26 protein-coding genes are annotated in these 25,359 nt (G+C 66.4%); 5 read left to right on the top strand and 21 right to left on the bottom strand.

Annotated features, from left to right (window positions below):
- Window positions 1–35 precede the first annotated feature (35 nt).
- Window positions 36–2,018 carry a sensor histidine kinase gene (locus U5782_RS11065; protein WP_415914298.1) on the bottom strand — a complete coding sequence of 661 codons (1,983 nt, stop codon included), beginning with the start codon at window positions 2,016–2,018 and terminating at the stop codon, window positions 36–38.
- 219 nt (window positions 2,019–2,237) lie between these two features.
- Window positions 2,238–3,521, bottom strand: coding sequence for a dicarboxylate/amino acid:cation symporter (locus tag U5782_RS11060; RefSeq protein WP_322043848.1), 1,284 nt, complete (start codon window positions 3,519–3,521; stop codon window positions 2,238–2,240).
- 27 nt (window positions 3,522–3,548) lie between these two features.
- Here U5782_RS11060 and U5782_RS11055 point away from each other — a divergent pair, with 27 nt between their 5' ends.
- Window positions 3,549–3,842, top strand: coding sequence for a hypothetical protein (locus U5782_RS11055; protein WP_322043847.1), 294 nt, complete (start codon window positions 3,549–3,551; stop codon window positions 3,840–3,842).
- A gap of 57 nt (window positions 3,843–3,899) precedes the next feature.
- Here U5782_RS11055 and lipA read toward each other — a convergent pair whose 3' ends face one another.
- The 3 genes from lipA to U5782_RS11040 form a co-directional block, all read right to left on the bottom strand.
- The gene (gene lipA, locus U5782_RS11050) at window positions 3,900–4,916 is read right to left on the bottom strand and encodes a lipoyl synthase (protein WP_322043846.1); all 1,017 of its coding nucleotides are present in this window, start codon (window positions 4,914–4,916) and stop codon (window positions 3,900–3,902) included.
- Between the two features lie 62 nt (window positions 4,917–4,978).
- The gene (lipB, locus tag U5782_RS11045) at window positions 4,979–5,812 is read right to left on the bottom strand and encodes a lipoyl(octanoyl) transferase LipB (protein WP_322043845.1); all 834 of its coding nucleotides are present in this window, start codon (window positions 5,810–5,812) and stop codon (window positions 4,979–4,981) included.
- Window positions 5,813–5,954: 142 nt separating this feature from the next.
- Window positions 5,955–6,281 (bottom strand): DUF2917 domain-containing protein, encoded by a 327-nt coding sequence (locus U5782_RS11040; protein ID WP_322043844.1) that lies wholly within the window; start codon window positions 6,279–6,281, stop codon window positions 5,955–5,957.
- Between the two features lie 99 nt (window positions 6,282–6,380).
- Between U5782_RS11040 and U5782_RS11035 the strand changes: the two genes are divergently transcribed.
- Window positions 6,381–7,358, top strand: a complete 978-nt coding sequence (locus U5782_RS11035) for a transcriptional regulator GcvA (RefSeq protein ID WP_322043843.1) — start codon at window positions 6,381–6,383, stop codon at window positions 7,356–7,358.
- 75 nt (window positions 7,359–7,433) lie between these two features.
- On the opposite strand, the gene U5782_RS11030 is transcribed toward U5782_RS11035, so the two are convergent.
- The 10 genes from U5782_RS11030 to U5782_RS10985 all read right to left on the bottom strand — a co-directional run bounded on the left by U5782_RS11030 (window position 7,434) and on the right by U5782_RS10985 (window position 16,475).
- The gene (locus U5782_RS11030; RefSeq protein ID WP_322043842.1) at window positions 7,434–7,730 is read right to left on the bottom strand and encodes a DUF493 family protein; all 297 of its coding nucleotides are present in this window, start codon (window positions 7,728–7,730) and stop codon (window positions 7,434–7,436) included.
- Window positions 7,727–8,710, bottom strand: a complete 984-nt coding sequence (locus U5782_RS11025; RefSeq protein ID WP_322043841.1) for a D-amino acid aminotransferase — start codon at window positions 8,708–8,710, stop codon at window positions 7,727–7,729. Before U5782_RS11025 ends, U5782_RS11030 begins: the two co-directional genes overlap by 4 nt.
- A gap of 17 nt (window positions 8,711–8,727) precedes the next feature.
- Window positions 8,728–9,930 carry a D-alanyl-D-alanine carboxypeptidase family protein gene (locus U5782_RS11020; RefSeq protein WP_322043840.1) on the bottom strand — a complete coding sequence of 401 codons (1,203 nt, stop codon included), beginning with the start codon at window positions 9,928–9,930 and terminating at the stop codon, window positions 8,728–8,730.
- A 347-nt stretch (window positions 9,931–10,277) separates the two neighbouring features.
- Window positions 10,278–10,910, bottom strand: coding sequence for an alpha/beta hydrolase (locus U5782_RS11015; protein WP_322043839.1), 633 nt, complete (start codon window positions 10,908–10,910; stop codon window positions 10,278–10,280).
- A 50-nt stretch (window positions 10,911–10,960) separates the two neighbouring features.
- A complete protein-coding gene (locus U5782_RS11010) occupies window positions 10,961–11,287 on the bottom strand; it encodes a (2Fe-2S) ferredoxin domain-containing protein (protein WP_322043838.1) in 327 nt (108 codons plus the stop codon).
- 146 nt (window positions 11,288–11,433) lie between these two features.
- The gene (locus U5782_RS11005) at window positions 11,434–12,666 is read right to left on the bottom strand and encodes a VanZ family protein (RefSeq protein ID WP_322043837.1); all 1,233 of its coding nucleotides are present in this window, start codon (window positions 12,664–12,666) and stop codon (window positions 11,434–11,436) included.
- Window positions 12,667–12,713: 47 nt separating this feature from the next.
- Window positions 12,714–13,355 carry an ABC-type transport auxiliary lipoprotein family protein gene (locus tag U5782_RS11000; protein ID WP_322043836.1) on the bottom strand — a complete coding sequence of 214 codons (642 nt, stop codon included), beginning with the start codon at window positions 13,353–13,355 and terminating at the stop codon, window positions 12,714–12,716.
- 60 nt (window positions 13,356–13,415) lie between these two features.
- Window positions 13,416–14,381, bottom strand: coding sequence for an MlaD family protein (locus U5782_RS10995; protein ID WP_322043835.1), 966 nt, complete (start codon window positions 14,379–14,381; stop codon window positions 13,416–13,418).
- Window positions 14,382–14,463: 82 nt separating this feature from the next.
- Complete coding sequence (locus U5782_RS10990; RefSeq protein ID WP_322043834.1) at window positions 14,464–15,345, bottom strand: ABC transporter ATP-binding protein; 882 nt, start codon at window positions 15,343–15,345, stop codon at window positions 14,464–14,466.
- The gene (locus U5782_RS10985) at window positions 15,342–16,475 is read right to left on the bottom strand and encodes an ABC transporter permease (protein WP_322043833.1); all 1,134 of its coding nucleotides are present in this window, start codon (window positions 16,473–16,475) and stop codon (window positions 15,342–15,344) included. Before U5782_RS10985 ends, U5782_RS10990 begins: the two co-directional genes overlap by 4 nt.
- 368 nt (window positions 16,476–16,843) lie before the next feature.
- Between U5782_RS10985 and U5782_RS10980 the strand changes: the two genes are divergently transcribed.
- From U5782_RS10980 to U5782_RS10970, 3 genes are read left to right on the top strand one after another with little or no spacing between them, the layout of a single operon-like run.
- Window positions 16,844–17,761, top strand: coding sequence for a biotin--[acetyl-CoA-carboxylase] ligase (locus U5782_RS10980; RefSeq protein ID WP_322043832.1), 918 nt, complete (start codon window positions 16,844–16,846; stop codon window positions 17,759–17,761).
- Window positions 17,758–18,609 (top strand): type III pantothenate kinase, encoded by an 852-nt coding sequence (locus U5782_RS10975; protein WP_322043831.1) that lies wholly within the window; start codon window positions 17,758–17,760, stop codon window positions 18,607–18,609. The genes U5782_RS10980 and U5782_RS10975 overlap by 4 nt, the downstream gene beginning before the upstream one ends.
- A 49-nt stretch (window positions 18,610–18,658) precedes the next feature.
- Window positions 18,659–18,898 carry a hypothetical protein gene (locus U5782_RS10970; RefSeq protein WP_322043830.1) on the top strand — a complete coding sequence of 80 codons (240 nt, stop codon included), beginning with the start codon at window positions 18,659–18,661 and terminating at the stop codon, window positions 18,896–18,898.
- A gap of 17 nt (window positions 18,899–18,915) precedes the next feature.
- On the opposite strand, the gene rfaE2 is transcribed toward U5782_RS10970, so the two are convergent.
- The 6 genes from rfaE2 to U5782_RS10940 all read right to left on the bottom strand — a co-directional run bounded on the left by rfaE2 (window position 18,916) and on the right by U5782_RS10940 (window position 25,260).
- Window positions 18,916–19,401 (bottom strand): D-glycero-beta-D-manno-heptose 1-phosphate adenylyltransferase, encoded by a 486-nt coding sequence (gene rfaE2 / locus U5782_RS10965; protein ID WP_322043829.1) that lies wholly within the window; start codon window positions 19,399–19,401, stop codon window positions 18,916–18,918.
- Between the two features lie 139 nt (window positions 19,402–19,540).
- Window positions 19,541–20,410, bottom strand: a complete 870-nt coding sequence (locus U5782_RS10960; protein ID WP_322043828.1) for a ferritin-like domain-containing protein — start codon at window positions 20,408–20,410, stop codon at window positions 19,541–19,543.
- Between the two features lie 564 nt (window positions 20,411–20,974).
- A complete protein-coding gene (locus U5782_RS10955; RefSeq protein ID WP_322043827.1) occupies window positions 20,975–22,210 on the bottom strand; it encodes a patatin-like phospholipase family protein in 1,236 nt (411 codons plus the stop codon).
- Window positions 22,211–22,332: 122 nt separating this feature from the next.
- Window positions 22,333–23,094: a PhaM family polyhydroxyalkanoate granule multifunctional regulatory protein gene (locus U5782_RS10950; RefSeq protein ID WP_322043826.1), complete on the bottom strand. Its 762-nt coding sequence runs from the start codon at window positions 23,092–23,094 to the stop codon at window positions 22,333–22,335.
- Window positions 23,095–23,211: 117 nt separating this feature from the next.
- Complete coding sequence (locus tag U5782_RS10945; RefSeq protein ID WP_322043825.1) at window positions 23,212–24,036, bottom strand: enoyl-CoA hydratase/isomerase family protein; 825 nt, start codon at window positions 24,034–24,036, stop codon at window positions 23,212–23,214.
- Between the two features lie 45 nt (window positions 24,037–24,081).
- On the bottom strand, window positions 24,082–25,260 hold the full coding sequence (locus U5782_RS10940) for an ABC transporter substrate-binding protein (protein WP_322043824.1): 1,179 nt from the start codon (window positions 25,258–25,260) through the stop codon (window positions 24,082–24,084).
- Window positions 25,261–25,359: the final 99 nt, after the last annotated feature.

The following is a 25,359-nucleotide window of genomic DNA, read 5'->3' as shown; positions in this document are numbered from 1 at the left end:
TTCCTTATGGCTGATACGGCTTGCCTGCGCGGGATTCAATCCGGCGCGCCGGGCGTGCCGCTCGTGTCCGCAGCGTTCGTGGCGTTCACCGTTAGCGCGCCGTCGCCCCCGTTCGCGCCGCTCACGCGCGAGCGTCGCAGCGTCAGCACGAACGCGGCGCCGCCTTCTTCGGCATTGTGCGCCGCGAGCGAGCCACCGCAATCGCGCGCGATCGACGAGGAAATCGCGAGGCCAAGGCCCAGTCCCTGCCCCATCTCCTTCGTCGTAAAAAACGGCTCGAAGAGGCGCGGCATCACCTCGGCGGGAATGCCGGGTCCATTGTCGCGCACGGTGATGTCGAGCGTCGCGGGCAGCGCGTGCACGTCGATGACGATGCGCGGCCCGGGCAAGCCCGCCACCGCGTCGAGCGCATTGCCGATCAGGTTGATGAGCACCTGTTCGAGCCGTAGATCGTCGCATTGCGCGACCAGTTCGGGATAGCCGCCGTTCGGATCGAGCGGCACGCTCGCGGCGTCGCCATCGGTGAGCGTGAGTTCGACGTGCACACCCTCAAGACGCTTGCCGAGCAACGCCAGCGCGTTGCGCAACGCGCGCGCCACCGGCGAACGCTGCCCGCGGGGCTTGGCGCGCCCCACGAATAGCTTGAGCTGATTGACGATCTTGCCCATGCGTTCAGTGAGCGAGCCGATCGCTTCAAGATTCTCGTGCGCCGCGTCGTACTGCCCGCGCTCCAGAAACACGCGCGTGTTGTCGGAGAAGCTGCGCAGCGCCGCGAGCGGCTGATTCAGCTCGTGCGTGATGCCCGCCGCCATCTGCCCGAGCGCGGCCAGCTTGCTTGCCTGGATCAACTCGTCCTGGATGGCGCGCAATTCCTGCTCGGTGCGGGTGCGCTCGGCGACTTCGCGCTGCAAGCGTTCGTTCGCCTGCGAGAGATCGACGGTGCGCTCGGCCACGCGGTCGTTGAGCATCGCGTAGGCCTTTTGCAGCATCGCGCGGCTCTTCACCACTTCCCGCACGCGCGCGCGGCGCATGCGCCAGTAGAACGCCAGCAGGCACAGCGAGACGTAGCCGAAGCCCGTCATGATGGTGGCATTGCGCGTGGCGTCCAGCACGGGATCGACCGGCGACATCGTCACGAGATGCCAGTCGGGCTCGCCAATCGCGCGGCGCGTCTCCAGATAGCGCGGCGCGCGCAGGCCGCTGCCCACGCGCACGATGTCGGCGTCGCCCTCCAGCACACGCTCGACGCTTGCAGGCAACGGCGGGATATCCTGGCGCGCGTACTGACGCGTCGCGTCGATCGAGGCCACGATATCGGAGGGCAGCGGCCGCACCGTGCGGTACTTCCACGCGGGCACCGACGACAGGAAGATCACGCCGTGATCGTCAGTGACGAGCAGCGGCTCGGAAGCGTCGGAGCCGGGAAACCATTCAAGGTTGAGCTTCACCACCGCCACGCCGACGATCTGCCCATTGCGCCGCACCGGCTGCGAAATGTAGTAGCCCGGATCGTGCGAGATCGTGCCGATGCCGAAGAAGCGCCCCACGCCGCCCTTGGCCGCCTCGATGAAATACGGCCGGAAGCGGTATTCCACACCCACGAAACTGTCCGCGCCGCGCCAGTTGCTGGCGGCGATGCACAGGCCGTCCGTGCGGATGATGTAGGTCGTGGTGGCGCGCGCGTGACGGTTCACGTCTTCGAGATAGCGGTTGGCCGCGGCCACGAGTTCGGGCTTCGGATCGGCCAGCGCGTCCTGCACGAGCGGATGCGCGCCCACCAGATACGGCAGCGATTCATAGCGCTCCAGCGTGCTCTTGAGCGCGGCGGTCGTGCGGTCGCCGCGCACGGCGGCATTGCGGCGCAGCGCGTCGATACCGGTCTGCCAGGCGAGCGACCACGCGAGCGCGCAGACAGCCGCAAGCCCGACGGCGAGCGCAAAAAGCAGAATGAGGCGGCGCGTCACGGATGAGGCTTCCGGTTGATCGAGCGGAGATGGGTGGGATTGTGGCACACGCATACCGCGCGAGGCGGCCGATCGGGGAAGGCGGTGAACGCCGGGGAAGACGGGGGAGATAGCGGGCGGCGCGCCGCAGGGGAACAGCACGCCGCCCAACGGCTTGCGCCGCTTACTGCCGGTACAGCAACCGCCGGTACAACGGGTACGACAGGCAAAACCAGTGCAACAACGGCTCATGGCCCGAGCGGCGCAAAGCCGCCACGCTCGGGCCGCGCGGCATTACGCGCCCGCGCTTTCCTTCATTTCTTCGGACTTGCCCGCCAGCACGGCGCGCAGCTTGTTGCGGTCGAGCTCCTTCTCCCACGCCGACACCACGACCGTCGCCACGCCGTTGCCGACGATGTTGGTCAGCGCGCGGCACTCGCTCATGAAGCGGTCGATGCCGAGGATCAGCACCATGCCCGAGAGCGGGATCGTCGGCACCACGGCCAGCGTCGCCGCCAGCGTGATGAAGCCCGCGCCGGTCACGCCGCTCGCGCCCTTCGAGGTGAGCATCGTGACGGCGAGCAGCGTGAGCTGCTGGGTCCACGTGAGGTCGGTGTTGGTCGCCTGGGCGATGAAGAGCACCGCCATCGTCATGTAGATGTTGGTGCCGTCGAGGTTGAACGAATAGCCGGTCGGCACGACGAGGCCCACCACCGAGCGCGAGCAGCCCAGGCGTTCGAGCTTCTGCATCAGTTGCGGCAGCGCCGATTCCGACGAGCTCGTGCCCAGCACGATCAGCAGTTCTTCCTTGATGTAGGAAACGAAGCGGATGATCGAGAAGCCCACGAAACGCGCGATCGTGCCCAGCACGACCAGTACGAAGACGATCGACGTGAGATAGAACGTGCCGATCAGCTTGAGCATCGGCAGGAGCGAGCCCACGCCGTACTTGCCGATGGTGAAGGCCATCGCGCCGAACGCGCCGATCGGCGCGAGCTTCGTGACGATCTTGACGACGCCGAACAGCACGCCCGAGACGCCGTCGATGAACTCGGTCACCACGCGGCCGCGCTCGCCCAGTTGCGTGAGCACCGCGCCGAACAGCATCGCCACGAGCAGGATCTGCAGGATTTCGCCCTGGGCGAAAGCCGAGAAGATCGTGTCCGGAATGATGTGCATGAAGAAGTCGACCGTGCTCTGGCCATGCGCCTTTTCGGCGTAGCTCGCCACGGCCTTGGCGTCGAGCGTGTTCACGTCGACGTTGAAGCCCGCGCCGGGCTTGAGCACGTGCGTGGCGATCAGGCCGAGCACGAGCGCGAAGGTCGAAACGATCTCGAAGTAGAGCAGCGCCTTGCCGCCCACGCGACCCACCTTCTTCATGTCCTCCATGCCGGCGATGCCGGTCACGACGGTACAGAAGATGATCGGCCCGATCACCATCTTGATGAGCTTGATGAAGGCGTCGCCGAGCGGCTTCATGTCGATGGCGAGCGTCGGCCAGAAGTGGCCAAGAATCACGCCGATCACGATCGCCACGATCACCTGGAAGTAGAGGACTTTGTGGAGAGGTTTCTTCACTTTGGGTGCCTGCAATGAGTTAAGCCGATGGCCGCGCCTTTCGAGCGCCTGCCGCGACAGGTCGAAACGGGGGAATCAGCGAAACCGGCAGAGGTGATCGGACATCGGCTGTCTCCTTCGATGGAATGGGCGCTGTGGCCGCGTGCCATCTCATGTTTTTTGTGTCGCGGCCGAGGTTGGCCGCGCGCTCTTTATTGCAAGGTTGATGCCAGCCCTGTCATCGTCCTGAAAGCCTTGATTCGCAAGGCTTTTGCCGAGACGCGGCGAGCGCGGAATCTGGATTTCCAGAAATGCGGAATGAATGCGTCCGGGAATCCGTAACACCAGACGCAAAAAAGCCCGCACGAGGCGGGCTTTTTTCCTGACGGCTCGCGGGGTTTAGACCACGCCCGCGCCGTGTGCCTGCACATCGGCGTGGTAGCTCGAACGCACCATCGCGCCAACCGCGGCGTGCGTGAAGCCCATCTTGTAGGCCTCTTCCTCGTACATCTTGAAGGTGTCGGGATGCACGTACGAACGCACCGGCAGGTGGTGCTCCGAAGGTTGCAGGTACTGGCCGATCGTCAGCATGTCGACGTCGTGCGCACGCAGGTCGCGCATCACCTGCAGAATTTCTTCCTCGGTTTCGCCCAGACCCACCATCAGCCCCGACTTGGTCGCGACTTCGGGATGCAGCGCCTTGAAGTCCTTGAGCAGCTTGAGCGAGTGCGCGTAGTCCGAACCCGGACGCGCTTCCTTGTAGAGGCGCGGCACCGTTTCCAGGTTGTGGTTCATCACGTCGGGCGGCGCGGCGTTGAGGATGCCGATCGCGCGATCGAGACGGCCACGGAAGTCCGGCGTCAGGATTTCGATGCGGGTTTCCGGCGAGTGTTCGCGCACCTGGCGGATGCACTCGACGAAGTGGCCGGCGCCGCCGTCACGCAGGTCGTCGCGGTCCACGCTCGTGATCACGACGTACTTGAGCTTGAGCGCGCCGATGGTGCGCGCGAGGTTGCCCGGTTCTTCCGGATCGAGCGGATCGGGGCGGCCGTGGCCGACGTCGCAGAACGGGCAGCGGCGCGTGCACTTGTCGCCCATGATCATGAACGTCGCGGTGCCCTTGCCGAAGCATTCGCCGATGTTCGGGCAGCTCGCTTCCTCACACACCGTGTGCAGGTTGTGCTCGCGCAGAATGTTCTTGATCTCGTAGAAGCGCGAATTGCCCGTGGCCGCCTTCACGCGGATCCACTCGGGCTTCTTGAGCTTCTCGATCGGAACGATCTTGATGGGAATGCGCGCGGTCTTGGCCTGCGCCTTCTGCTTCGCGGTGGCGTCGTAGGGAACGCCGTCGGCACTGGGGCTCACCGCGGGATTCACTGCGGAGTTCGCTGCGGGGTTGGCAGTTACGTCAGTCATGCTTTCGATCCAGTCAGGCCGCCGGGGGAACGCCAGCCTGCGGTTGTGGCGGTTGCCCGCCTTCAGACCGCGCGAGCGGCCGGGTCCACGGCGGCCGCTTCGGCCGCGGGGTCTGCGGCAGCCGCTTCGGCTGCCGGAAGAGTTTCTGCTTGCGCGGCCTCGCCGTGCTTTGCGATCTGCGTCGCCGAATGCTCCGCGAAGTTCGCTTCGAGTCGCGCCGCCAGCGTGTCGGCTGCTTCGCGCCATGTCGCGCGCGCGCCGAGCGTTGCCATATCGACGGTTTCGAGGCCCGCGTAACCACAAGGATTGATGGCGAGGAACGGGCTCAGATCCATCGCAACGTTCAGGCTCACGCCGTGATAGCTGCAACCGTTGCGGATCTTGAGACCCAGCGCGGCAACCTTGGCGCCACGGTGGGCCGCGCTCTCGCCCGGGGCGTCATCTGGCACGTAAATGCCGGGCGCACCGGCCTTGCGCTCACCGGCGAGATTATACGCCGCCAGTGTTTCGATCACGGCCTGCTCGATGAGCGTGACGAGCTCGCGCACCATGAGTTTCCGGCGTCGCAGATCGAGCAGCAGATAGGCCACCACCTGCCCCGGCCCGTGATAGGTAATCTGGCCGCCACGATCGATCTGCACGAGCGGGATGCCGCTGTTGGCGATCAGCAGATGCTCGGGCTTGCCGGCCTGGCCGAGCGTGAAGACGGGCGGATGTTCGACCAGCCAGATTTCGTCGGGCGTGTTCGCATCGCGTTGCGCGGTGAACTCGCGCATGGCGTCGAAACTGGTCTGATAAGGCTCGGTGCCGCGCCAGCGCAGCACGATTGGCTCGTGAGCGGGAACGACAGCGGGGTCGGATGTAATTAGCAGGGATGAAACCGGGGTGGCGCACATGATTTCCGGAGTTTACCCAATTCGGGACAAGCGCGCCGAGGGCTCTGCGGACAAACAACGGGCGCCCCATCCGATGAGCGCCCGTCGTCATGCACGTCACTTATGTCACACATTTGCGCTAGCCCATGCGTCAACCCGCGCCTCAAACCGTGCGCCAGCCGTCGCCCGCATGAATGCCCAGGCGCGCCGCTTGCCGCGCGGCCCAGTCGATGACGCGCTCGCTCACGCGCGAAGGCGTTGCGAACGCCACCCACGCCGCCGCACCCTGCTCCGCACCGATCCACAGTCGCTCGCCGCGCCGCAGCCGCAGCGTGTGGCCCGGTTCCAGCCAGTAGTCGGCGGTATCGTCGCTACGCGTGACCCACACTGCGCCGCAGCGCACGGTCAGCCGCGTGCTGCGCGACACGCGCACCGACGCAACTTGATTGGCCTCGACTTCGAACGTGATATCTGAAGAAATTTCTCTCATTTCAGCCTCCGATTGCCCTGCTCCGATGGCTACAATCCTAGACAACACAAGGGATCGGGCAAAACGATCATTTTTCACGGCTATGTGAGAAAAAATACGATGGACCTGCGTACGCTACCCGCGCTCAACGCCCTCAAGGCCTTCGAGGCCGCGGCCCGCCACGAGAGTTTTTCGCGCGCCGCCGACGAACTGTTCGTCACGCACGGCGCGGTCAGTCACCAGATTCGCGCGCTCGAAGCCGAACTGGGCGTGGCGCTGTTCTCGCGCGACGGCAAGCGCGTGCGTCTGACCGACACGGGCCGCCGCTACGCGAGCCAGGTGCGCGACGCACTCAGCCAGCTTGCCCATGCGACGCAGGAAATCCGCGCGGGCGACCGCGACCGGCGCCTCGTCATCTCGATGCTCTCGTCGTTCGCGGCGCGCTGGGTCACGCCGCGCATCGGCCGCTTTATCGAGGCCAATCCGCAGTGGGATGTGGAACTGCAATCCACCAACCTGCTCACCGATTTCGCGCGCGACGACGTCGACGTGGCGATCCGCTTCGGCTACGGCCACTATCCCGGCCTGCACGCCGAGCTGCTGCTCGACGAGATTTTCTTTCCCGCCTGCTCGCCCGACTTTCGCGGCGGCAAACTGCCTGACGATCCGCGCGAACTGGCGCAGTTGCCGCTCCTGCGCTCCGACGACGAACTCTGGCGCCCGTGGTTCGACGCCGCCGGCATGCAGGACATGCCCGAGCCCAAGCGCGGCGTGCTCTATCAGGACTCGTCGAACCTGCTGCAGGCCGCAATGGACGGCCAGGGCATCGCGCTCGTGCGCCGCTCGCTGGCGATGCACGAGATCACGCGCGGGCGCCTGGTACGCCTCTTCAAGGAAATCGACGGACCCAGCCCGTGGCGCTACTACCTGATCAGCACGCCGCAGCGCTTGCAGACCGAGCGCGTGCAGGCGTTCCGCCACTGGGTGTTCGACGAAGTGGCGCGTTTCAGGCGTCTTTACGAAGACGCCTGCGAAGCCGGCCCGCTGATGACGGCCGCCGCTGCGGCTTTGCGCGCGAACGAAAGCGATACGGCCTGAGCAAGACCTGAGCGCCAAAGAAAAAGGGCCGCCCGAAAGCAGCCCTCTTTGCGACCCGACGCGCAGCGCCAGTCTTTACAGCACGATCTTCACCATCGGATGACCGGTGAGCGCGCGGTAGATATCGTCCAGATGCGCCTGGCTCGTCGTGCGCACCGTCACCGTGAGGCCGGTGTAGTTGCCGCCGCTCGACGGGCGCTTTTCGATGGTGGTTTCGTCGAAGCCGCCGTCGAATTCGCGCAGCACCGCGATCATGGTCGATTCGAATTCCGGATGCGTCTTGCCCATCACCTTGATGGGGAAATCGCAGGGGAATTCGATCAGCGATTCTTTTGCTTCGGCGCCTGCGCCGATTACTTGTGTTCCAGTCATTTTTCCACTTCCTGTAGCGTGGCTTGCGCGGCCTGCTTGCCATGCACCGCGCGCGCCTCGTGCGCTTTCGCACGCTGATAAGCCTCGTAGAGCGCGGCATAAACCGGCCCCGGTTTGCCGTTGCCGACGGCCGCGCCGTCGAGCGTGACCACGGGCAAAATTTCCTTGGTCGCCGAGGATACCAGCACTTCGTCGGCGTCGCGCAGCGCGGCTTCGTCGATCTCGCGTGCCTCGAAGCGCAGGCCGCAGTCCTGCGCCAGCTCCTCGATCAGCCCGTAACGGATGCCTTCGAGGATCTTATTGCTACGCGGCGGCGCGTACAGCGCGCCATCCTTCACGATCCACACGTTCGACGACGATGCCTCGGTCAGCCAGCCGTCGCGGAACTGGATGGTCTCGAACACGCCATGTTCGACAGCGTTCTGCGCCATCAGCACGTTGCCGAGCAGCGAAGTCGCCTTGATGTCGCAATTGAGCCAGCGGCGGTCTTCGGCCGTCACGCAGGCCACGCCCGCCGCGCGCTGCGCGGCTCCCGGCATGACGAGCGGATTGACCATCACGAACACCGTGGGCGTGATGCCCGCCGGAAACGCGTGGCCGCGTTTGGCCACACCGCGCGTCACCTGTACGTAGACGTTCGCATGAGCGTCGCGCGCGAGCGCGCCCGCTTTTTCGTTCGCCTCGATCACGCCCGCGATAAGCGCACGCCAGCCCGCTTCGTCGAACGGATTGGCGATGCCCACCTTGTCCAGCGAGCGCGCCAGACGCGCGAGATGCTGGGCGATGCGAAACGGCACGCGCACCGCTTCGCGCGCTTCCCCGGCTTCGAGCACATAGACCGGCACCACTTCATAGATGCCGTCGCCGAAGATGAAGCCGCGATCCAGCACCGGCACGCGCGCTTCGGAAAGCGGCGTGAGTTCGCCGTTGAGCCAGACGATGGGCTCGGCGGCTTCATGCGTCGTCGAAGTCGGGGACATGGCGTCGTACTTCGTAATTACTTCTTCTTGTTGAACATGAGCATCAGCGAATCCCACACGCGACCCACGATGCCGGCTTGCGGCACCGCGTCGAGCGCGACCAGCGGGAACTGCGCGAGCACCTTGCCGTCTGCGCCGACGAACTTCGCCGTGCCGACCTGCTGGCCGTTGGCGAGCGGCGCGATCAGCGGGCTCGTGATCTCGACCTGCGGCTTGGCCTTGTCGGCCGCGCCCTTGGGCAGCGTCACGAACTGATCCTTCTTCACGCCGATCTTGACCGAGTCCGCCGCGCCCTTGTACACGCGCTGCGTGGCCACGGTCTGGTTCGCGCCGTAGATGCGCGTGGTGTCATAGGCGCTATAGCCGTAGTTGAGCATCTTCAGGCTGTCCTGCACCCGGTCGTGCTCTTTCTGCTCGCCCATCATCACCGAGACCAGACGGCGATCGCCGCCACCCGTCATCGGGCGCTTGGCCGACGCGATCAGGCAGTAGCCCGCCGCTTGCGTGTGGCCGGTCTTCAGACCGTCGACGGTCGGGTCGATCCACAGCAGACGGTTGCGGTTCGGCTGCTTGATGTTGTTGTACTTGAACTCCTTCACCGAGAAGATGCTGTAGTACTCGGGGAAGTCGCGAATCAGGCGTGCGGACAGCGTGGCGAGGTCGCCGGCCGTCGTGTAGTGATTCGGGTCGGGCATGCCGTTCACGTCGGCGAAGTGCGTGTGCGCCATGCCGAGCTTCTGCGCCTCGGTGTTCATCATCGTGACGAAGTTCGACTCGCTGCCGCCGACCAGTTCGGCCAGCGCGATCGCCGCGTCGTTGCCCGACTGGATGATCATGCCGTACACGAGGTCATGCACGGACACCGGCTTGTTCGCCTCGATGAACATGCGCGACTCGTCGGTCTTCACGCGGCGAACGGCTTCGCTCGGCGTGACGATCTGCTCCATCGAGATCTTCTTCGTTTGCAGCGCCTCGAACGTGAGGTACGCCGTCATCAGCTTGGTGAGCGAGGCGGGCTCGACGCGTTCGTCAGCGTTGCCCGACGCGAGCACCTGGTTGGCGGTCGCATCGACGAGCACCCACGAACGCGCGTTCACTGCGGGCGGCGGCACCTGCGCGAAGGCCGATGCGCTCGCGAGCAGCGTGGCGCCGAGCGTGATGTTGCGAACGATGGAGGGGGAAATGAAGGAGGACTGCTGGCCGTTGGAGAGAAAACGCATAGGTTCAGATCGGACGGGATTGGGGTCGGGATGAACGTGGCGCGCCATGCGGCGCACGGTCGGGTGTGAGCCGGAGTGCGGCGCCTCGCTCACACGCCTCACCAGACGATGCTGACGGCGAAGGCGGGCGCGGCGGCCGCAAAAAGAGCGCTCATTATACGCGTCACGTCAGGGCGTTTTTCTTTCGAACCTCACGTTTGCGCGTACCTGTCGTGCATTTTTCACGCGTCGCGAATTTCGAGCACGCTTTTTTCAGCGTGCTTCCAAGCTTTTCCTCAACTTTTTCTCAAGCTTTTCTCACGAACCTCCAACGCGTGCCTTACAGCGAGCGAGCACAGCGCTTACGTTCAACGCCAGGCATCGACGATGATGCGTTTGAGAACATGCAACTTGCGATGCAGGAAGTGTTCTGCCCCCGGAATCACGACGATCGGCAGCTCCTGCTCGCGCGCCCATTCGTACACCGAGAGAATCGGCACCGTCTCGTCGAGTTCGCCGTGAATCACGAGCGTATCCTCGCGCACGGGCGCGACTTCCCAACGGCTCGCCGCCGTGCCGACGAACACCATGCGCTCGATTTCGCCGCCGGCTTCCAGATAGCGTTTCGCGACATGCGACAGCACGAAGGTCCCGAACGAAAAGCCTGCGAGCACGAGGGGCACATCGGCCTGGCCCGGCTGCGCTTGCATGTGCTTGAGCAGTGCCAGCAGATCGTCCTGTTCGCCGATGCCGTTGTCGTGCGTGCCCGCCGTCGTGCCCACGCCGCGGAAATTCGAGCGGTAGGTCACATAGCCCAGTTGCACGAGCGTGCGCGCGAGCGTCTGCGCGACCTTGTTGTCCATCGTGCCGCCAAAGAGCGGATGCGGATGTGCGACGAGCGCAATGCCGCGCACGGGCGTGCCGGCGTCGGGCCGGTCGAGCGCGCATTCGATCGTGCCGACGGGACCGTCGATATGAAACTTCTCGGTTTGTGCGTTCATCGTTCTGAAGTTCTTTTAGGTAGGGTCGTGCGCAGCAAGTGCCGCAGGCCTCAACGGTCGATCTTCAGACGCTCGACCACCTGGCCGTTCTGCAGATGCGAAACGACGATCTCGTCGATGTCGCTTTCGTCGATATAGGTGTACCAGGTGCCTTCGGGATACACCACCACGACCGGGCCTTCCTCGCAGCGATCGAGACAGCCCGCCTTGTTGATGCGCACCTGGCCCGGGCCCGCGAGGCCCAGTTGCTTCACGCGCTTTTTCGCGTACTCCTGCATCTGCGTGGCGTTGCAGCTTGCGCAGCTCGGACGTTCGGCGCCGGGGTCGCGCTGGTTCAGGCAGAAGAAGACGTGATGCTTGTAGAACGAATCGGTCATGACGTGGCGTACCTGTGGAGACGGTGAAGCCGATGAGTCGCGCGCGGCGCGGCGCGCGATGCTCCGGCTGCCGTTATGAATGGGGATGCGGTCGATTATAGCGAGCGCAGCGCGTTCGCTCAGGTGGGCTTGGGTTGGCGCCTGGCTTAGCGCGGGCCTGCGCCGGGCGCCTGCTTGCGCCGCGCGCGCCGTGCAAGCCACGCGCGCTCGAGCGAAAACGCGGTCCAGCCGAGCGCCGCCCACGGCCAGGTCCACGCGAGCCAGCGCGCGAGACCATTGAAGTGCAGATAGCGGCCCTGGCGCCAGTCGGCCAGCACGACATCGAAATAGGGATTCACCGGCAGCAGGTTGACCAGCACCAGCGCGACAGCCAGCGCCACGGTCGCCGCCGCCGCGCGCGCCGTGCGCGGCAGGCGCAGCGCGAGAAATGCGGCGAGCGTGCCCCACACGAGGCCCGCGAGCGCGCCCGGCGTCGCCCAGTCGAATAGCAGGCCGCTTTGCGATTGCAGGAAGGTTGCGCCCGACTTCACCACGAGCGTGGTCGCCAGCAGCGCCACGATGAGCCGTGCGCGCGGCGCGCGAGGGCGCATCGGCAGCGACGCGAAAGCCGCCGCACCGAACAGGTTCAGCGTCGTCACGATGGCCTCCCAGTCGCTCTCGGGCAAACGCGCGGCAAGCGTATCGGGCAGGGCTCGCAGATGCCAGACGGCGGGCGTCCAGGCGAGCACGGCGTCCTGCATCGACGCATCGAAGCGCAGCCAGATCGCGCGCGGCCAGTCGCCCATGCCGAAGAGACGTGGCGCCGGAAACATGGTCGCGAACGGCCAGAGCGCGGCCAGCACCATCAGCGCCCCGCCGTCGCGCTCGAACCAGCGAAAGCGCAGCCGGCGCAGGAAACCGCGTTCGAGCAGCGCGCCGGTGGCGGGCGCTGCGAGCAACGCGCCGAGTAGCGCGCCGAGCACATTGGTGGCGAGGTCGAGATTCGAGGCGACGCGCGTGGGCAGATACGTCTGCACCGCTTCCATCACGCCCGAAAGCAGCGTGCCGCCAAGCGTCGCGAGCGCGATCGCCAGCAGCCCGCGGCAGCGCGGCCACACAGCGAGCACCGCCAGCGCGCCGAACGGCATATAGCCGAGCACGTTGGTGATGACGTCGAAGACGGTCCAGTAGCGCGGAAACGGATCGCCGAGATAGGCGAAGGGGCTCAGGCCGAGCGAGCGCCAGCCCGAAAACGGATACCACGAGCCGTAGACGATCAGCGCGGCGTAGAGCGCGAACGCCTGACGCGACAGCGTGGACGCCTGACGCGGCAGCGCCTCGGGAGCATGCGCCTGGCTTTCGCCGGGCGTTGGAGGGTGGGAAGTGCTATCGCCGCTCATGTCACTGCTCTGGCCGTCATCCGCCACGCGGCGGATGACGGCGCACCTCAAGGCGTGGCGGCGAGCGCCTGCCCGTTCAACCATGCGCCGATCTGCCCCGAGAAATCGTCGCTTGCGGCACGCAACGCCGCCGCGCCGCCCGCCGCGTCGGGTGTGCTCGCGGGCGCGCGCGCAACGAACGAGCGTTGCGCGATCACCTTGCCGCCCTTCATGAGCGTCGCGCGTGCGCTCAGCACGCCCGAGCTTTGGGTCGCGCTATCGAAGACCTGTTCGAACTGGGTCAACTCGATCTTGAGCATGGGCGCGGGCACGGCGTCGCCGCCCGAGAGCACCGTCGCGCGCGAGGACAGTGCCGAGCGCACGCGCTGCGTGAGCAGGCGCGCGGGCGACATGGTCCAGCGGCTGTTGGCATAGCGGCTCTCGCGCTGGGCGTCGCCGCTGATGCGGTAGAGAATGCCGTCGTTGTCGAGCGTCGGCGGCGCGCTGACTTCGAGCACCTTGAGCGGCGGCAGCGCTGCGGACGCGGGCGGCGCCGACTGCGCGTCGAGCGGCCCGAGGTCGTAACGGATATCCGAGTACGCGGCCTGGTTGCCGGCGCACGCCGCGACCAGCGTGCCGACGGCGAGCGCCGCGAGCAAGGCGCGGCTCAGCCTGGCGAGCGAGTGTAACGAAGTGGCTTGGCGTGACATGGCGATTCCTTCTGTGTCCTTCCTGTTACGGCGTTTTTGGTGCTTCGGCGGTCCGGCGCCCTACTTTCCAGCCGTGCCCGCGGGCCACGAGAAACCCGGCTCGCCCGGTCCCGGCGCGGGCAGCGGCGCGCCGCCGAACAGCAGGCTGCGCGGGCTGCTCGTGAAGGTGCCCGCCGCGCGGTCCACCGAGCGCATCGCCGAGCGCACGTCGTCGGTCAGCGAATCGACGCGCGGCAGCGTGTCGTAGCCCACGCTCGCAGCAAGCTGCTGGATCGAGTCGTTCATCGACGCCAGTGCCTGCCCCGCCTGCTGCGCGGCCGTGCCGGCCTTGTTCAAGTTCACCTGGAACGGTCCATCGGGACGGTTCACATTGGTGATGAGCTGATTGGTCGATTGCAGCGTCTTTTGCAGATCGGCCACCGCGCCCGGCAGGCGTTGCGTGGTGGGCTGCAATTGCTGCGCGAGCACGTTCACGCTGCTTGCGGCCTGCTGCAAGCTCGCCACGGTCGCCATCATCTGCTTGCGATTGTCTTCGTCGAGCAACTGGTCCATGTCGCTGGCGATGTTGTCGAGCTTGCGCAGCAGCGCGTCGCCGCGCCGCTGAAGCTGGTCGAGCAGGCCCGGGCGCAGCGGCACCTCGGCGACATGTTTCTCGGACGACGGCAGCGGCGAGAGATCGAGATTGTTATCGTCGAGCTGCACGAAAGCGATGCCGGTCACGCCCTGGAGCGCGAGCGTGCCGTAGGTGGAGCGCGTCATCGGCGCCTTCTGGTCGATCAGCACGCGAATGCGGATCTGCCCCGGATGGTTCGTGTCGAACTGGATCGACTGCACCTTGCCCACGTCGATGCCGCGATAGCGCACGGCCGCGTCGGCATAGAGCCCCGTCACGCTGCTGTGCGAGATCAGATCGTAGGGCACGCGCACCTTGTGGTCAGCGCTGAAGAAAAAGACCGACAGCGCGATCACGGCCAGCAGACCGATCGTGAAGAGGCCCGCCCAGAACGCATGCGGTTTGTTTTCCATCGTCAGATTCCCTCGTTGACGGTCGCTTCAGTGGCCGCTTGACTGCGTGCATCAGCGGCCGGCCCCGGCGTGGTCGTTATGTTCAGCATGGCTTCGCGCCCACCGAAGCCGGCGCGAGCGCCGCCGCCGGCAGCTTCGCGCGGCGCTCGGGCGGTAGCGCCTGTAGCGCGCGGCGACCGCGCATGCCCAGAAAGTATTCGCGGATAAACGGATCGTCCACGCCCGCCGCTTCCTCCACGGGCGCGGCCACCAGCACCTTGCGCTCGGCCAGCACGGCCACGCGCGTGGAGAGCGCGACCATCGCGTCCAGATCGTGCGTGACGAGGACGACGGTCAGGCCCAGCGCCCGGTGCAGCGTGCTGATCAGTTCCACCACTTCGTCCGACGAGCGCGGGTCGAGCCCCGCCGTCGGTTCGTCGAGAAACAGCAGTTCGGGCTCCAGCACGATCGCGCGCGCCAGACCCACGCGCTTGACCATGCCGCCCGAGAGCGCCGCCGGCATCTTGGAGGCGTGCTTGCACGGCAGGCCCACCATCTCCAGCTTGAGCATGACGATGTCGCGCATCAGGTCGACCGGCACCTTGCCCAGCTCCCGCACCGGTTGCGCGATGTTGTCGAACACCGAGAGCGACGAAAACAGCGCGCCGTGCTGGAACAGCATGCCCGTGCGGGTGCGCATGAGGCGCGCGCGCTCCGGGTCGACGGTCGAAATGTCCTCGCCGAACATCTTGATGGTGCCCGAGGTCGGCCGCTCCAGCCCCAGAATCTGGCGCACGAGTGTGGTCTTGCCCGAGCCCGAGCCGCCCACGATCGTGACGATCTCGCCGCGACGGATGTCGAGGTTCAGATGCTGATGGACGATATTGCGTCCATAGCGCTTGGTGAGATTGCGCACCTCGATGATCGGCTCGCCGATGGCCGGCAGCGGCAGGTCCTCGACGGCTTCCTTGAGCGGCGTGCTCATGACAGCCCCACGTTCTGGAACAGGATGGCGAACACGGCGTCGGCGAGGATCACGATGGTGATCGAGGTCACGACCGAGGTGGTCGTGCCTTCGCCGAGGCTCTGCGAATTCGCCTTGATCCGAAAGCCGAAATGGCAGCCGACGATGCCTACCAGCATGCCGAACGCCACACCCTTGCCAAGACCGATCCACAGGTTCGCGATCGGCACCACGCTCGGCAGCGAGCGGATGAACCAGGACATGTCGATGCCGAGCACCGCCTTGGCCGCGAGCGCGCCGCCGATCAGCGCGATGATGTCGGTCCAGATCACCAGCAGCGGCATGGCCACGCCCAGCGCGATCACGCGCGGCAGGATCAGCCGCAGGCCGTGCGAGATGCCCATCACGCGCATGGCGTCGAGCTCCTCGGTCACGCGCATCACGCCAATCTGCGCGGTGATGGCGGAACCGGAGCGTCCGGCCACGAGAATCGCGGCGAGCACCGGCCCGAGTTCGCGGATCACCGCGAGGCCGAGGATGTTGACGATGAACTGATTCGCGCCAAACAGGCGCAACTGCTGTGCCGAAAGATAGGACAGCACGATGCCGATCAGAAACGCGACGAGCGCCGTGATCGGCAGCGCCCGCGCCCCGGCGTTATAGACGTTCGCTGAAATCTCCACCCACGGCGTGGCCTTGGGTTTGCGCAGGATGAAGATCAGATCGAGCATCACGCGCCCGAGCATCGCGAGCCCGCCGTACAGGTGGTCCCAGAACGAGAAGATGGCGAGGCCGAGTTGCGTGACGAGATCGACGCGCACCACGCGCTCGGGGGCTTCGCGCACCGAATCGAGCAGCGCAATGCGTTTGAAGATGTCGCGCTGGGTGTCCGAGAGCGCGATCAGGTCGGCGGGCAGCTTGTGCCCCCAGACGCGCCACAGCGCCTGGCCGCCCACGTGATCCATGCGTTCGACGCGCGACAGGTCCCATTGCCCGACACGCTCGCCGACGAGCGCGCGCAGCCGCCGCGCCGCGCCGCCCTGATCGCGGTCGCGCGCGAGCGCAAGCGCGGTCCACTGGCCGGACAGGCGCACGATTTTTCCCTGGGTGCCGGCCGCGATGTCGAGGCCGGGCGGCGTTTCTTGAGTCAAGGCGGGGCGCTCGATCGGGGAAGAATGATCAGTCATTGTAGCGAACGCGCCCTGTTTCGGCGGTACGGACGCACACCGATGCGTGAGCACCGCCCAGCTGTGGATAATTCTGTGGATGAACTGTTGGCAGGCTGTGGGTGCAATGTGGAATATTCAGACAGTGAGGAAGAATTGAAGCGATTCGCTCACCGTCCTCGAGACCTCACCTGTGGATAGTTCTGTGGATTTCCTGTTGGCCGCTTGTGGATCGGCTGTGAATTGCATAAAAAATAAGCAAATCTGCGGCTCTAACCCGTGCTGATCACCGCCCTCTTCCGCCTGCCGATTTGCGGCCGTCAGAGCACAAGTCAGCCACTACAATACGCACCATGAACGCTACCCCCACGCCCCCCGAGACTCCGCGCGCCGACGACTGGCGCATCGACCGCGACCGCGCGGTGACGCTGTTCGGCCCGGCCGCGAACGACTGGCCCATCGAGATCGTCGAGGAAACCGGCTCGACCAACGCCGATCTGATGGCTCACCTGAAGGCGCTACCGCATCGCGCCGATGCGCTCGCGCGGCCGATCGTGCGGGTCGCCTATCTGCAAACCGCCGGCCGTGGCCGGCGTGGCCGTAGCTGGGTCGCCCAGCCCGGCGACGCGCTGCTGTTCTCGCTCGCCTGCGTGCTGCCGCGCCCGATCGAAGGGCTCGCGGGGCTGAGCCTCGCCATCGGCTCGGCGCTGGTGGATGGTCTGCGCACGCTGCCCGTGGCCGCGCCCGGCCAGATCGCGCTGAAATGGCCGAACGACGTCCTGCTCGAAGGCGACAAGCTGGTGGGGATCCTCGTGGAAAGCGCGTGGAGCACGCCGGATGCGTCGGCGGTCGTGATCGGCATCGGCACGAATGTGCGCGGCGCGGACGCACTCGCGAAAAAGGTCGAAGCGCTCAACGCCGATGCTGCGGCACAGCAAGCCGCGCCCGTGCCCGGCACGACGCCCACCGCGCTCTCGCGCGTGTGGCCCGGCGCCAATCTGACGGATGTGCTCGCCGCCGAACTCAACGCACTCGAAGGCGCGCTCACGCGCTTCGGCGCACACGGCTTCGCGCCCTTCCAGGCGCGCTGGAACGCCTGTCACGCCTACGCGGGCCGCGAAATCGCGCTCTACGAACAAGGCGCCGAACTGATGCGCGGCGTGGCCGTGGGCGTGGACGAGCGTGGGCAACTGCTGGTCGATACGGCGCACGGCCGCGAAGCCATCACGACCGGCGACGTCTCGCTGCGGCTTGCGGGCAGCGGTGCATGAGCGGCGCGCAGCACGCTGGCTCGCCCTCTTTTCTTCTGATCGACGCCGGCAATAGCCGGATCAAGTGGGCGCTCGTCACCGCCGACGGCTCGCGCCTGCACGCGGGCGCGGTGAACCATGACGACGTCCCCGGCGCACACGATTTCGAAGACTGGGCGGCGTTGCCCACGCCCGGCAGCGCGTGGATATCCAACGTTGCGGGCGCAGCCGTGGCGCAGCGCATCGACGCCGCGCTCGAGGCGCACTGGCCGGGCCTCGCGCGCACGGTGATCCGCTCGGTCGAGCATCAATGCGGCGTGACCAACGGCTACACGACGCCCGGCGGGCTCGGCAGCGACCGCTGGGCCGGCATGATCGGCGCGCGCGCGGCGTTCCCGAACGAACCGCTTTTGATCGCGACTTTCGGCACGGCCACGACGCTGGAAGCGCTGCGCGCCGACGGCACCTTTGTAGGCGGCCTGATCGCGCCGGGCTGGACGCTCATGATGCGCTCGCTCGGCGAGCACACTGCGCAGTTGCCGGTGCTCGACGCGCACAGCGCGCCGGGCCTGGCTGGCGTGACCAGCACAAGCGGTACAAGCGGCGCGGCGGGAACAGCCGATGGGGTAAAGTTGGGGCCGCTCTTCGCGACCGATACGAAACGCTCGATCGCGGCGGGCTGTGCGCTCGCGCAGGCGGGCCTCATCGAGCGCGCCTGGGCCGATTTGCAGGATGCGTGGAAAATGCCGGTGCGGCTGGTGGTGAGCGGTGGCGCGGCCACCGAAGTGACAGCGGCGCTCAAGGTGCCGCATACTCGCCACGACGCGCTGGTGCTAGCGGGCCTCGCGCTGATCGCAGCGCAATCCTGAACGCGCCCGCAGCCTGATTTCAAGAACGATTTCGACGGAGTTTTACACGATGCTGCGCGGGCTGATCGCCATTCTGATTCTCGCCAACCTGCTCGCCCTCGGGGCGATTCGCGGACTGTTCGGGCCTCTGCCCGCGTCCGGCACACTCGAACGCAAACATCTGAACCGCCAGATCCATCCGGAAGGCCTGGGCGTGCGGGCGATCAGACCATCGGAGTCGGTGGACGTGCCCGTGGTGGGCGGGCCGGTCGTCGACCCGGCCATCCAGTCGTCCACCTTGACGCAGTAAGCGCCGGGGGCGCGCGCTTAATCTTGTTGCGCGCGCACCTTCTGTAGCAGCTTCGTGGTCGAGCGATCGTGCTCGAACGCGATGGCGAGCGCCTTGCCGCCCCAGCCGCGCACCAGCGCCGACTCGGGCAGCGCATCCATGTCGTAATCGCCGCCCTTCACGAGAATATCCGGACGCACCGCCTCGATCAGCTCGACCGGCGTTTTCTCCGTGAACTGCACCACCCAGTCCACGCTTTCCAGCGCCGCCAGCAGCGCCATGCGGTCGTTCTCGTTGTTGATCGGGCGATCGTCGCCCTTGCCGAGCATCTTCACCGACGCGTCGCTATTCACGCCGACGACGAGCGTCGCGCCCAGCGCCTTCGCATCGGCGAGATAAGTGACGTGGCCGCGATGCAGGATGTCGAAGACACCGTTGGTGAACACCACCGGGCCAGGCAGCGAAGCGCGCAGTTGCGCGAGCGCTTCGCGGGTCGTGATCTTGCGTTCGAAGGAAGCGGGCATCGGATGAAACTCGGATAGTTGTGGATCGGATCAGCGAAACATTTCAACAAAACGGCCCGGACGCTTGCGCGTGCCGGGCCGTGTCGTTCTGGTGCTGCCGCGCGCCGTCAGGCTGGCGCGCTTCGGGTCAGTCAGCCGCTCAGGCGGGCTGCTGCGTGCCCTGTTCGGCCTGCAGGCGCTGCACCACTTCCTTGCGGTAGCGGTTCAGTTCCTGGGCCGTGCTGAACGTGCGTTCGAACAGGATCGAGAGGTTGTGCAGGATACGCTCGACCACCTTCTTCTCCCAGCCGTCGTCGAAACGGATCTGCTCGTCGAGCCAGCGCTCAAGCCATTCCGGATCGGGCAGGCGCGACTGGATCGTGTCGCGCGGGAACAGCGCCTGGTTCACGTGCAGGTTGGTCGGGTGCAGCGGCTTTTCGGTGCGGCGCGCCGAAGCCATCAGCACGCCGATCTTCGCGAAGGCCGCGCGTGCGACGTCGCCGCAGTTGTTGAGCGCCTTCTTCATGTAACGCAGGTAAGCGCCGCCGTGGCGAGCTTCGTCGCGCGAGATGGTTTCGTAGATGGCCTTGATGACCGGCTCCGTGTGCCATTCGGCGGCGCGGCGATACCAGTGGTTCAGGCGGATCTCACCGCAGAAGTGCAGCATCAGCGTTTCGAGCGGCGGCGCCGGGTCGAACGTGAAGCGCACGGCGTGCAGTTCTTCTTCGGTCGGCACCATTTCCGGCTTGAAGCGGCGCAGGTATTCCATCAGCACGAGCGAGTGCTTCTGCTCTTCGAAGAACCAGACGCTCATGAAAGCGGAAAAGTCGCTGTCATGATGGTTGTCGCGCAGGAACATTTCCGTGGCCGGCAGCGCCGACCATTCGGTGATCGCGTTCATCTTGATGGTCGCGGCCTGCTCGTCGGTCAGGAGCGAGCCGTCGAACTTGTCCCAGGGAATGTCCTTTTCCATGTCCCAACGGACCGATTCGAGCGATTTGTAAAGTTCCGGATAAAGCATCGTGTTCATAGTCCCGCCCCTGTTCTGCGCATGACGACTTCGTAGCGTGCTGCCCGCGGCGCGTGTCCTCACGTGTCCGGCGGGCGAAAAGCATTTAATTTTACGCGGTAACCGGCCCTCTGGACGCAATTGCACGCTCGCTAAACAGATTACTTCCTGTCGAGCGGCAATCCGCCATGCCGGAGTGGAAGGCGCCGTGATGGGTTCTGGGTAGTTGCACCGTGCCTCGAACCCGGCTGCCGGAAAAACCGCGGAGAGCCGCCCGCGCCGTCTGGCCGCCTCGCCCGCGTGGCGCGCGGCGGACCCAACGGACCGTCCAGCAAGGGTCGCCCGCTCATACTGCGACAGATTGTCGCAGCGTGGCACCCTCACCGTCCCCGTTTTTTCGACGCGCCTTTCGACTCACGTGTCGACTACCTGCTGCCGGTCGCCGCGGCGTCAACGCACACGCTGGCTCAATGTGACCGTAAGCAAACGGGGAACGCCTCGGGGCGCGGGCCGGCATGCGCAAAAGCGACCTGACACCCTCAAGACAGTCGGAAAAACCTTACACGATGATAGCACGGCGATCTTTCAGTTCCGGGGCGCCTCCGGGTGCCCCAACGCGGCGCCCGTCCGGCTCTCCGACGACTGTTTGAGCCAAGTCAAAAGAACGTCACTTTTCGCTAGCGTGTCGCGATAACCGAGCTCGATCAACTCCTCCGTAAAAGCACGCTCGAACAGCAGATAGCTCGCAAACGCCGCGCCCGAAGCCCGATTGCCGCCCACCGCGCCTAGCAGCATGCGCACCGAGAGCGGCAACTGCCGCAAATGCCGCGCCGCGATCAGCTCGATGCGCTCGCTCGGGCCGATTGCCAGCACGTCGACATGCCGCCAGCCGCTTTCCGGCTCGATCGTGTGCGGCAGGTGCTGCACCATGCGGTTGACGTGCTCGATGCGCTCGATATCGGCGCCGATTGCGTCGAGGAACACGCTCGCGAGCACCTGCTGGCCGACCTGCGCGAGGCTCGGATAGACGTCGAGGTCGGGACGTGCCGCCGAAACTTCCGGCCCGGCGGCCGCCTCGGGCGCGCTCGCGTTGGCGCCGATCACGACGATGCGCTCGGCGCCGAAGTGGATCGCCGGCGAGAGCGGCGCGATCTGCCGGATCGAGCCATCGCCGAAATATTCGTGGCGGCCGTCGAGTTCGAGGCGCACGGCGGGGAACACATAGGGAATCGCCGCCGAGGCCAGCAGGTGCGCAGGCGTGAGCTCGACCATACGGGCCGTGCGCTGCGCGCGCCGCCAGGCGCGAATCGGCTCGCTGGCCTGATAGAAAGTGAGATGGCGTCCCGACGAATAGCTGAGCGCCGTCACCGCGAGCGCGTGCAGCACGCGCCGGTCGAGCATCTGCTCGATGCGGTGGAAGTCGAGCGTGTGGCCGAGAAAGCGGGCGAGCGGCGCGTTATCGAACAAGGTGCGCGGCGCGCGCCGCGCCGTCATGCCGAAGGTGGCCCAGCCAAACGCGAGCGCGCCCAGCCAGCGCGCGCCCGACGCCGCAATGCCCGGCCAGTCGGTGCGATAGACCTGATCGGCGGAGAGTTGCGCCCAGACTTCGACGAGGCGCTGGGCGCCGCTCAGGAACTGATCGGCGTGACTGGCGATGGAGGTGGCATTGATCGCGCCCGCCGAGGTGCCGCAAATCACGGTAAAGGGGATCGCACGTCGCGCGGGTTCGGCCTGCGCGGCGAGTTCCGCGAGCGCGCGCAGCGCGCCGGCCTGGTAGGCCGCGCGTGCGCCGCCGCCCATCATCACGAGCGCAAGCCGCATGTCGCCGACGCTCCCCGTGTGTTTACCGGATGCATCCGGCTTGTGTCCTGCTGGCCGCGTCCCGCGGATCACACCCCGCGAGACCGCCGGCCTCCTGATGCCGCGCCGTGACGCGGCGCGTCTTACTCGGGACGCACCGGCGCTTTCTTCGCGCTGCGCGCCGTGGTCTTGCCGGCTGCGGCGCCTGTGCTTGCGCCGCCACTGCTGCGCTTGGCCGCCGGTTTCGCGCGCGCCTCAGAAGGCTCGCCGCTGCCCACGCCCGCGGTAGTGGCCGCCGTGGCCGCCTCAGCTGCGGCCTGCGCCGCTTGTGCCGCTGCGGCGGGCTGCGCCATCGCGAACTGCGCGAGCTGGTTGAACTGTGACTGAAGCAGGTTCCACCACCCCGAGGCGTCGAAGCCAGCTGCGGCATCGGCGTCTTCGGCATTCGCGCCCTCGCCCGCCGAGGAAGCGGCCGACGATGCATTCGCCGAGGCACCCGACGAATACGCCGAAGCACGCGGCGGCGCCTCCTGCGCGGGCGGCGCGCTCATCTGCGACTGCGCGAACGCGCCGAATGCACGCAGCGTCGAGAGCGTCGCACGCTGCACTTCCAGCGCCTGAATCGACGATTGCAGCATGCTCAGGTTGAGCTTGAGCCACTGCTCGACCGCGCGCAGATCGGTAATGCGCTTGTCGAGTTCTTCGATATTGGTGAGCGGCGTCATCATGTCGGACATCATCGACAGCGACGGCCCGAGTCCCTGCCCCGCGCCTGGCTCGGTGCCGGGGAAGGCGCTGCCGAACGGCGTGAGGCGCATCATCCCCCACATGCGGTCGAGCATCTCGGCGGGCGGGAAACCGGGAAAGCCCGGGAACGGCGGCACGGTGCCGGTTGAATCGGTCATGCGAATCTCCCTCGCAATGCATCAGGATTGGACTGCGCGGCGCGCGATTGACCACGCGCCCGCTGCTTGTCGATCATACCGCGCGTAGAAGGCGGAAAAAGGTAGATTCCGGCGGATTCAGAACGGATCGCCGCCCGGAAACTCCGGCGCACGCCGCTCGCGCAGCGACTGCACGCCCTCGTGCACGTCGGGGCCCGCGAAGCCCATGAATTCGAGCGCAAGCGACGTATCGAAGTTCGGCCCCGCCTGGCGCAGCCAGTTGTTGAGCGCGTACTTGGTCCAGCGCAGTGCGGTCTGCGAACCGTTGGCCAGACGCTTTGCCACTTCGAACGCCTTCGGCAGCAGATCGGTCTCGTCCACGGCCAGCGACACCAGACCGATGCGCTCCGCTTCCTCGCCGCTCACCGGCTCGCACAGCAGCAGGTAGTACTTCGCCTTCGCCATGCCGCACAGCAGCGGCCAGACAATCGCCGCATGATCGCCGGCCGCCACGCCCAGGCGCGTGTGCCCGTCGATGATGCGCGCCGTTTTCGCGGCGATCGAGATATCGGCGAGCAGACCGGCGACGAGACCCGCGCCCACGGCCGGCCCATGCATCGCCGAGACGATCGGCTTGCTGCAATTGATGACGTTGTAGACGAGGTCGCGCGCCTCGCGCCAGACCCGCGCGCGCACGTCGAAGTGCTTCGCCATGTCCTCGACGAGCGCGAGATCGCCGCCCGCCGAAAAGCCCTTGCCCTCGCCGCGGATCACCGCGACGCGCGCGTCCGGATCGCGGTCCACGTCGCGCCAGATTTCCGCGAGTTCGCGGTGCATGTTGGCGTCGGCGGTGGCGAGGCCGCTCTTGTTGGCGCCCTCGCCGCTCATCACGATCTCGACGATGCCGTGTTCGTGACGCCGCACGCGCAGGGCGTGATAGCGGTCGTAGTAAGGATCGTTCATGGCGTGTCTCCTGTGTCTCCAGTATTGCAGTATCGCCGCGTCGCTTCAGTGCGGCTGATAAATCCACTTGCCGTCGCGAATCTCGACCATCACGCGCGCACGCGCATCGAGGCCGAGGTGATCCGTGGCGCTCATGTTGATGATGCCGTTGGTCGTGTGCAGTCCGCGCGTCGCCTCGATGGCGTCGCGCAACGCATGGCGGAACGCGCTCGTGCCCGGCGCGGCGCTCTTGAGCGCGACCGGAATCGCACTACCGAGCAGAAGGCCCGCGTCCCAGGTATAGGCGCCGAACGCCGATACGGAGCCCGCACCGTAACGTGCTTCGTACCGCGAAATATAGTCGAGCGCGAGGCGTCGCTCGGGACGATCCTCGGGCAGTTGCGCGGCCACCAGCACCGGGCTTGCGGGCAGGAAGGTGCCATTGCAATCGGCGCCGCACACGCGCAGGAAGTCGCGGTTGCCCACGCCGTGATTGTGATAAATGAGGCCCTTGTAGCCGCGTTCCTTCAGCGCCTTCGGCGGCAGCGCGGCGGGCGTGCCGGCCGCGCCCACCACCACGGCGTCGGGCTGCGCGGCGACGATCTTCAGCGCCTGGCCCGTCACGCTCGGGTCGGTGCGGTTGAAGCGCTCGTTCGCGACGATCTTGATGTCGTGCGCCTGCGCGGCCTTCGCGACTTCGTTATAGAAGGTCTCGCCGAGCGCATCGGCCTGACCGATATAGGCAATCGTCTTCACCTTGTGCGCGTTGGCGTGCTCGACGATGGCGCCCGCCATCATCGCGTCGGTTTGCGGCGTCTTGAACATCCAGTGGCGCTTGTCGTCGACCGGCTCGATGATCTTCGCCGACGACGCCAGCGAAATCGCAGGCGTCTCGCCCTGCGCGATCACATCGAGCATCGCGAGCGTGTTGGGCGTGATCGACGAACCGATGATCGCGTCCACCTGCTGCTCGTCGATCAGCTTCTTCGTGTCCTGCACGGCCTGGGTGGTGTCGGAAGCATCGTCGAGCACGATGTACTGCACCTGCTGGCCGGCGATCTGCGTGGGCAGCATCGCAACGGTATCGCGCGCGGGAATGCCCAGCGAAGCGGCCGGACCGGTGAGCGACAGCACGAGGCCGATCTTGATCTGCGCGAGTGCGAGCGTGGGGGCGACGGTCGTGAAAAATGCGGCAAAAAGCGGGGCGAGCGCACGGGGGAACCGGCGCGTGCGAGAGGGCTGCATGGTGTCTCCTCTTTCGTTTGGCGAGCGTATTCTGCGTACGGCTTCGAAGGCGATGCGCGCGTGTCGCGCGGCACTGCGTGCGCGTGGCAGGACCGTTTT

Source organism: Paraburkholderia sp. J67 (genome assembly GCF_905220265.1).
Lineage (GTDB): Bacteria > Pseudomonadota > Gammaproteobacteria > Burkholderiales > Burkholderiaceae > Paraburkholderia.
This window is presented reverse-complemented; position numbering and strand designations above follow the sequence as displayed.

Coding starts and splice junctions, on each gene's coding strand:
- U5782_RS11065 (WP_415914298.1), bottom strand. CDS start 2,018: ATGCGTGTGCCACAATCCCACCCATCTCCGCTCGATCAACCGGAAGCC.
- U5782_RS11055 (WP_322043847.1), top strand. CDS start 3,549: ATGGCCGCGCCTTTCGAGCGCCTGCCGCGACAGGTCGAAACGGGGGAA.
- lipA (WP_322043846.1), bottom strand. CDS start 4,916: ATGACTGACGTAACTGCCAACCCCGCAGCGAACTCCGCAGTGAATCCC.
- lipB (WP_322043845.1), bottom strand. CDS start 5,812: ATGTGCGCCACCCCGGTTTCATCCCTGCTAATTACATCCGACCCCGCT.
- U5782_RS11040 (WP_322043844.1), bottom strand. CDS start 6,281: ATGAGAGAAATTTCTTCAGATATCACGTTCGAAGTCGAGGCCAATCAA.
- U5782_RS11035 (WP_322043843.1), top strand. CDS start 6,381: ATGGACCTGCGTACGCTACCCGCGCTCAACGCCCTCAAGGCCTTCGAG.
- U5782_RS11030 (WP_322043842.1), bottom strand. CDS start 7,730: ATGACTGGAACACAAGTAATCGGCGCAGGCGCCGAAGCAAAAGAATCG.
- U5782_RS11025 (WP_322043841.1), bottom strand. CDS start 8,710: ATGTCCCCGACTTCGACGACGCATGAAGCCGCCGAGCCCATCGTCTGG.
- U5782_RS11020 (WP_322043840.1), bottom strand. CDS start 9,930: ATGCGTTTTCTCTCCAACGGCCAGCAGTCCTCCTTCATTTCCCCCTCC.
- U5782_RS11015 (WP_322043839.1), bottom strand. CDS start 10,910: ATGAACGCACAAACCGAGAAGTTTCATATCGACGGTCCCGTCGGCACG.
- U5782_RS11010 (WP_322043838.1), bottom strand. CDS start 11,287: ATGACCGATTCGTTCTACAAGCATCACGTCTTCTTCTGCCTGAACCAG.
- U5782_RS11005 (WP_322043837.1), bottom strand. CDS start 12,666: ATGAGCGGCGATAGCACTTCCCACCCTCCAACGCCCGGCGAAAGCCAG.
- U5782_RS11000 (WP_322043836.1), bottom strand. CDS start 13,355: ATGTCACGCCAAGCCACTTCGTTACACTCGCTCGCCAGGCTGAGCCGC.
- U5782_RS10995 (WP_322043835.1), bottom strand. CDS start 14,381: ATGGAAAACAAACCGCATGCGTTCTGGGCGGGCCTCTTCACGATCGGT.
- U5782_RS10990 (WP_322043834.1), bottom strand. CDS start 15,345: ATGAGCACGCCGCTCAAGGAAGCCGTCGAGGACCTGCCGCTGCCGGCC.
- U5782_RS10980 (WP_322043832.1), top strand. CDS start 16,844: ATGAACGCTACCCCCACGCCCCCCGAGACTCCGCGCGCCGACGACTGG.
- U5782_RS10975 (WP_322043831.1), top strand. CDS start 17,758: ATGAGCGGCGCGCAGCACGCTGGCTCGCCCTCTTTTCTTCTGATCGAC.
- U5782_RS10970 (WP_322043830.1), top strand. CDS start 18,659: ATGCTGCGCGGGCTGATCGCCATTCTGATTCTCGCCAACCTGCTCGCC.
- rfaE2 (WP_322043829.1), bottom strand. CDS start 19,401: ATGCCCGCTTCCTTCGAACGCAAGATCACGACCCGCGAAGCGCTCGCG.
- U5782_RS10960 (WP_322043828.1), bottom strand. CDS start 20,410: ATGAACACGATGCTTTATCCGGAACTTTACAAATCGCTCGAATCGGTC.
- U5782_RS10955 (WP_322043827.1), bottom strand. CDS start 22,210: ATGCGGCTTGCGCTCGTGATGATGGGCGGCGGCGCACGCGCGGCCTAC.
- U5782_RS10950 (WP_322043826.1), bottom strand. CDS start 23,094: ATGACCGATTCAACCGGCACCGTGCCGCCGTTCCCGGGCTTTCCCGGT.
- U5782_RS10945 (WP_322043825.1), bottom strand. CDS start 24,036: ATGAACGATCCTTACTACGACCGCTATCACGCCCTGCGCGTGCGGCGT.
- U5782_RS10940 (WP_322043824.1), bottom strand. CDS start 25,260: ATGCAGCCCTCTCGCACGCGCCGGTTCCCCCGTGCGCTCGCCCCGCTT.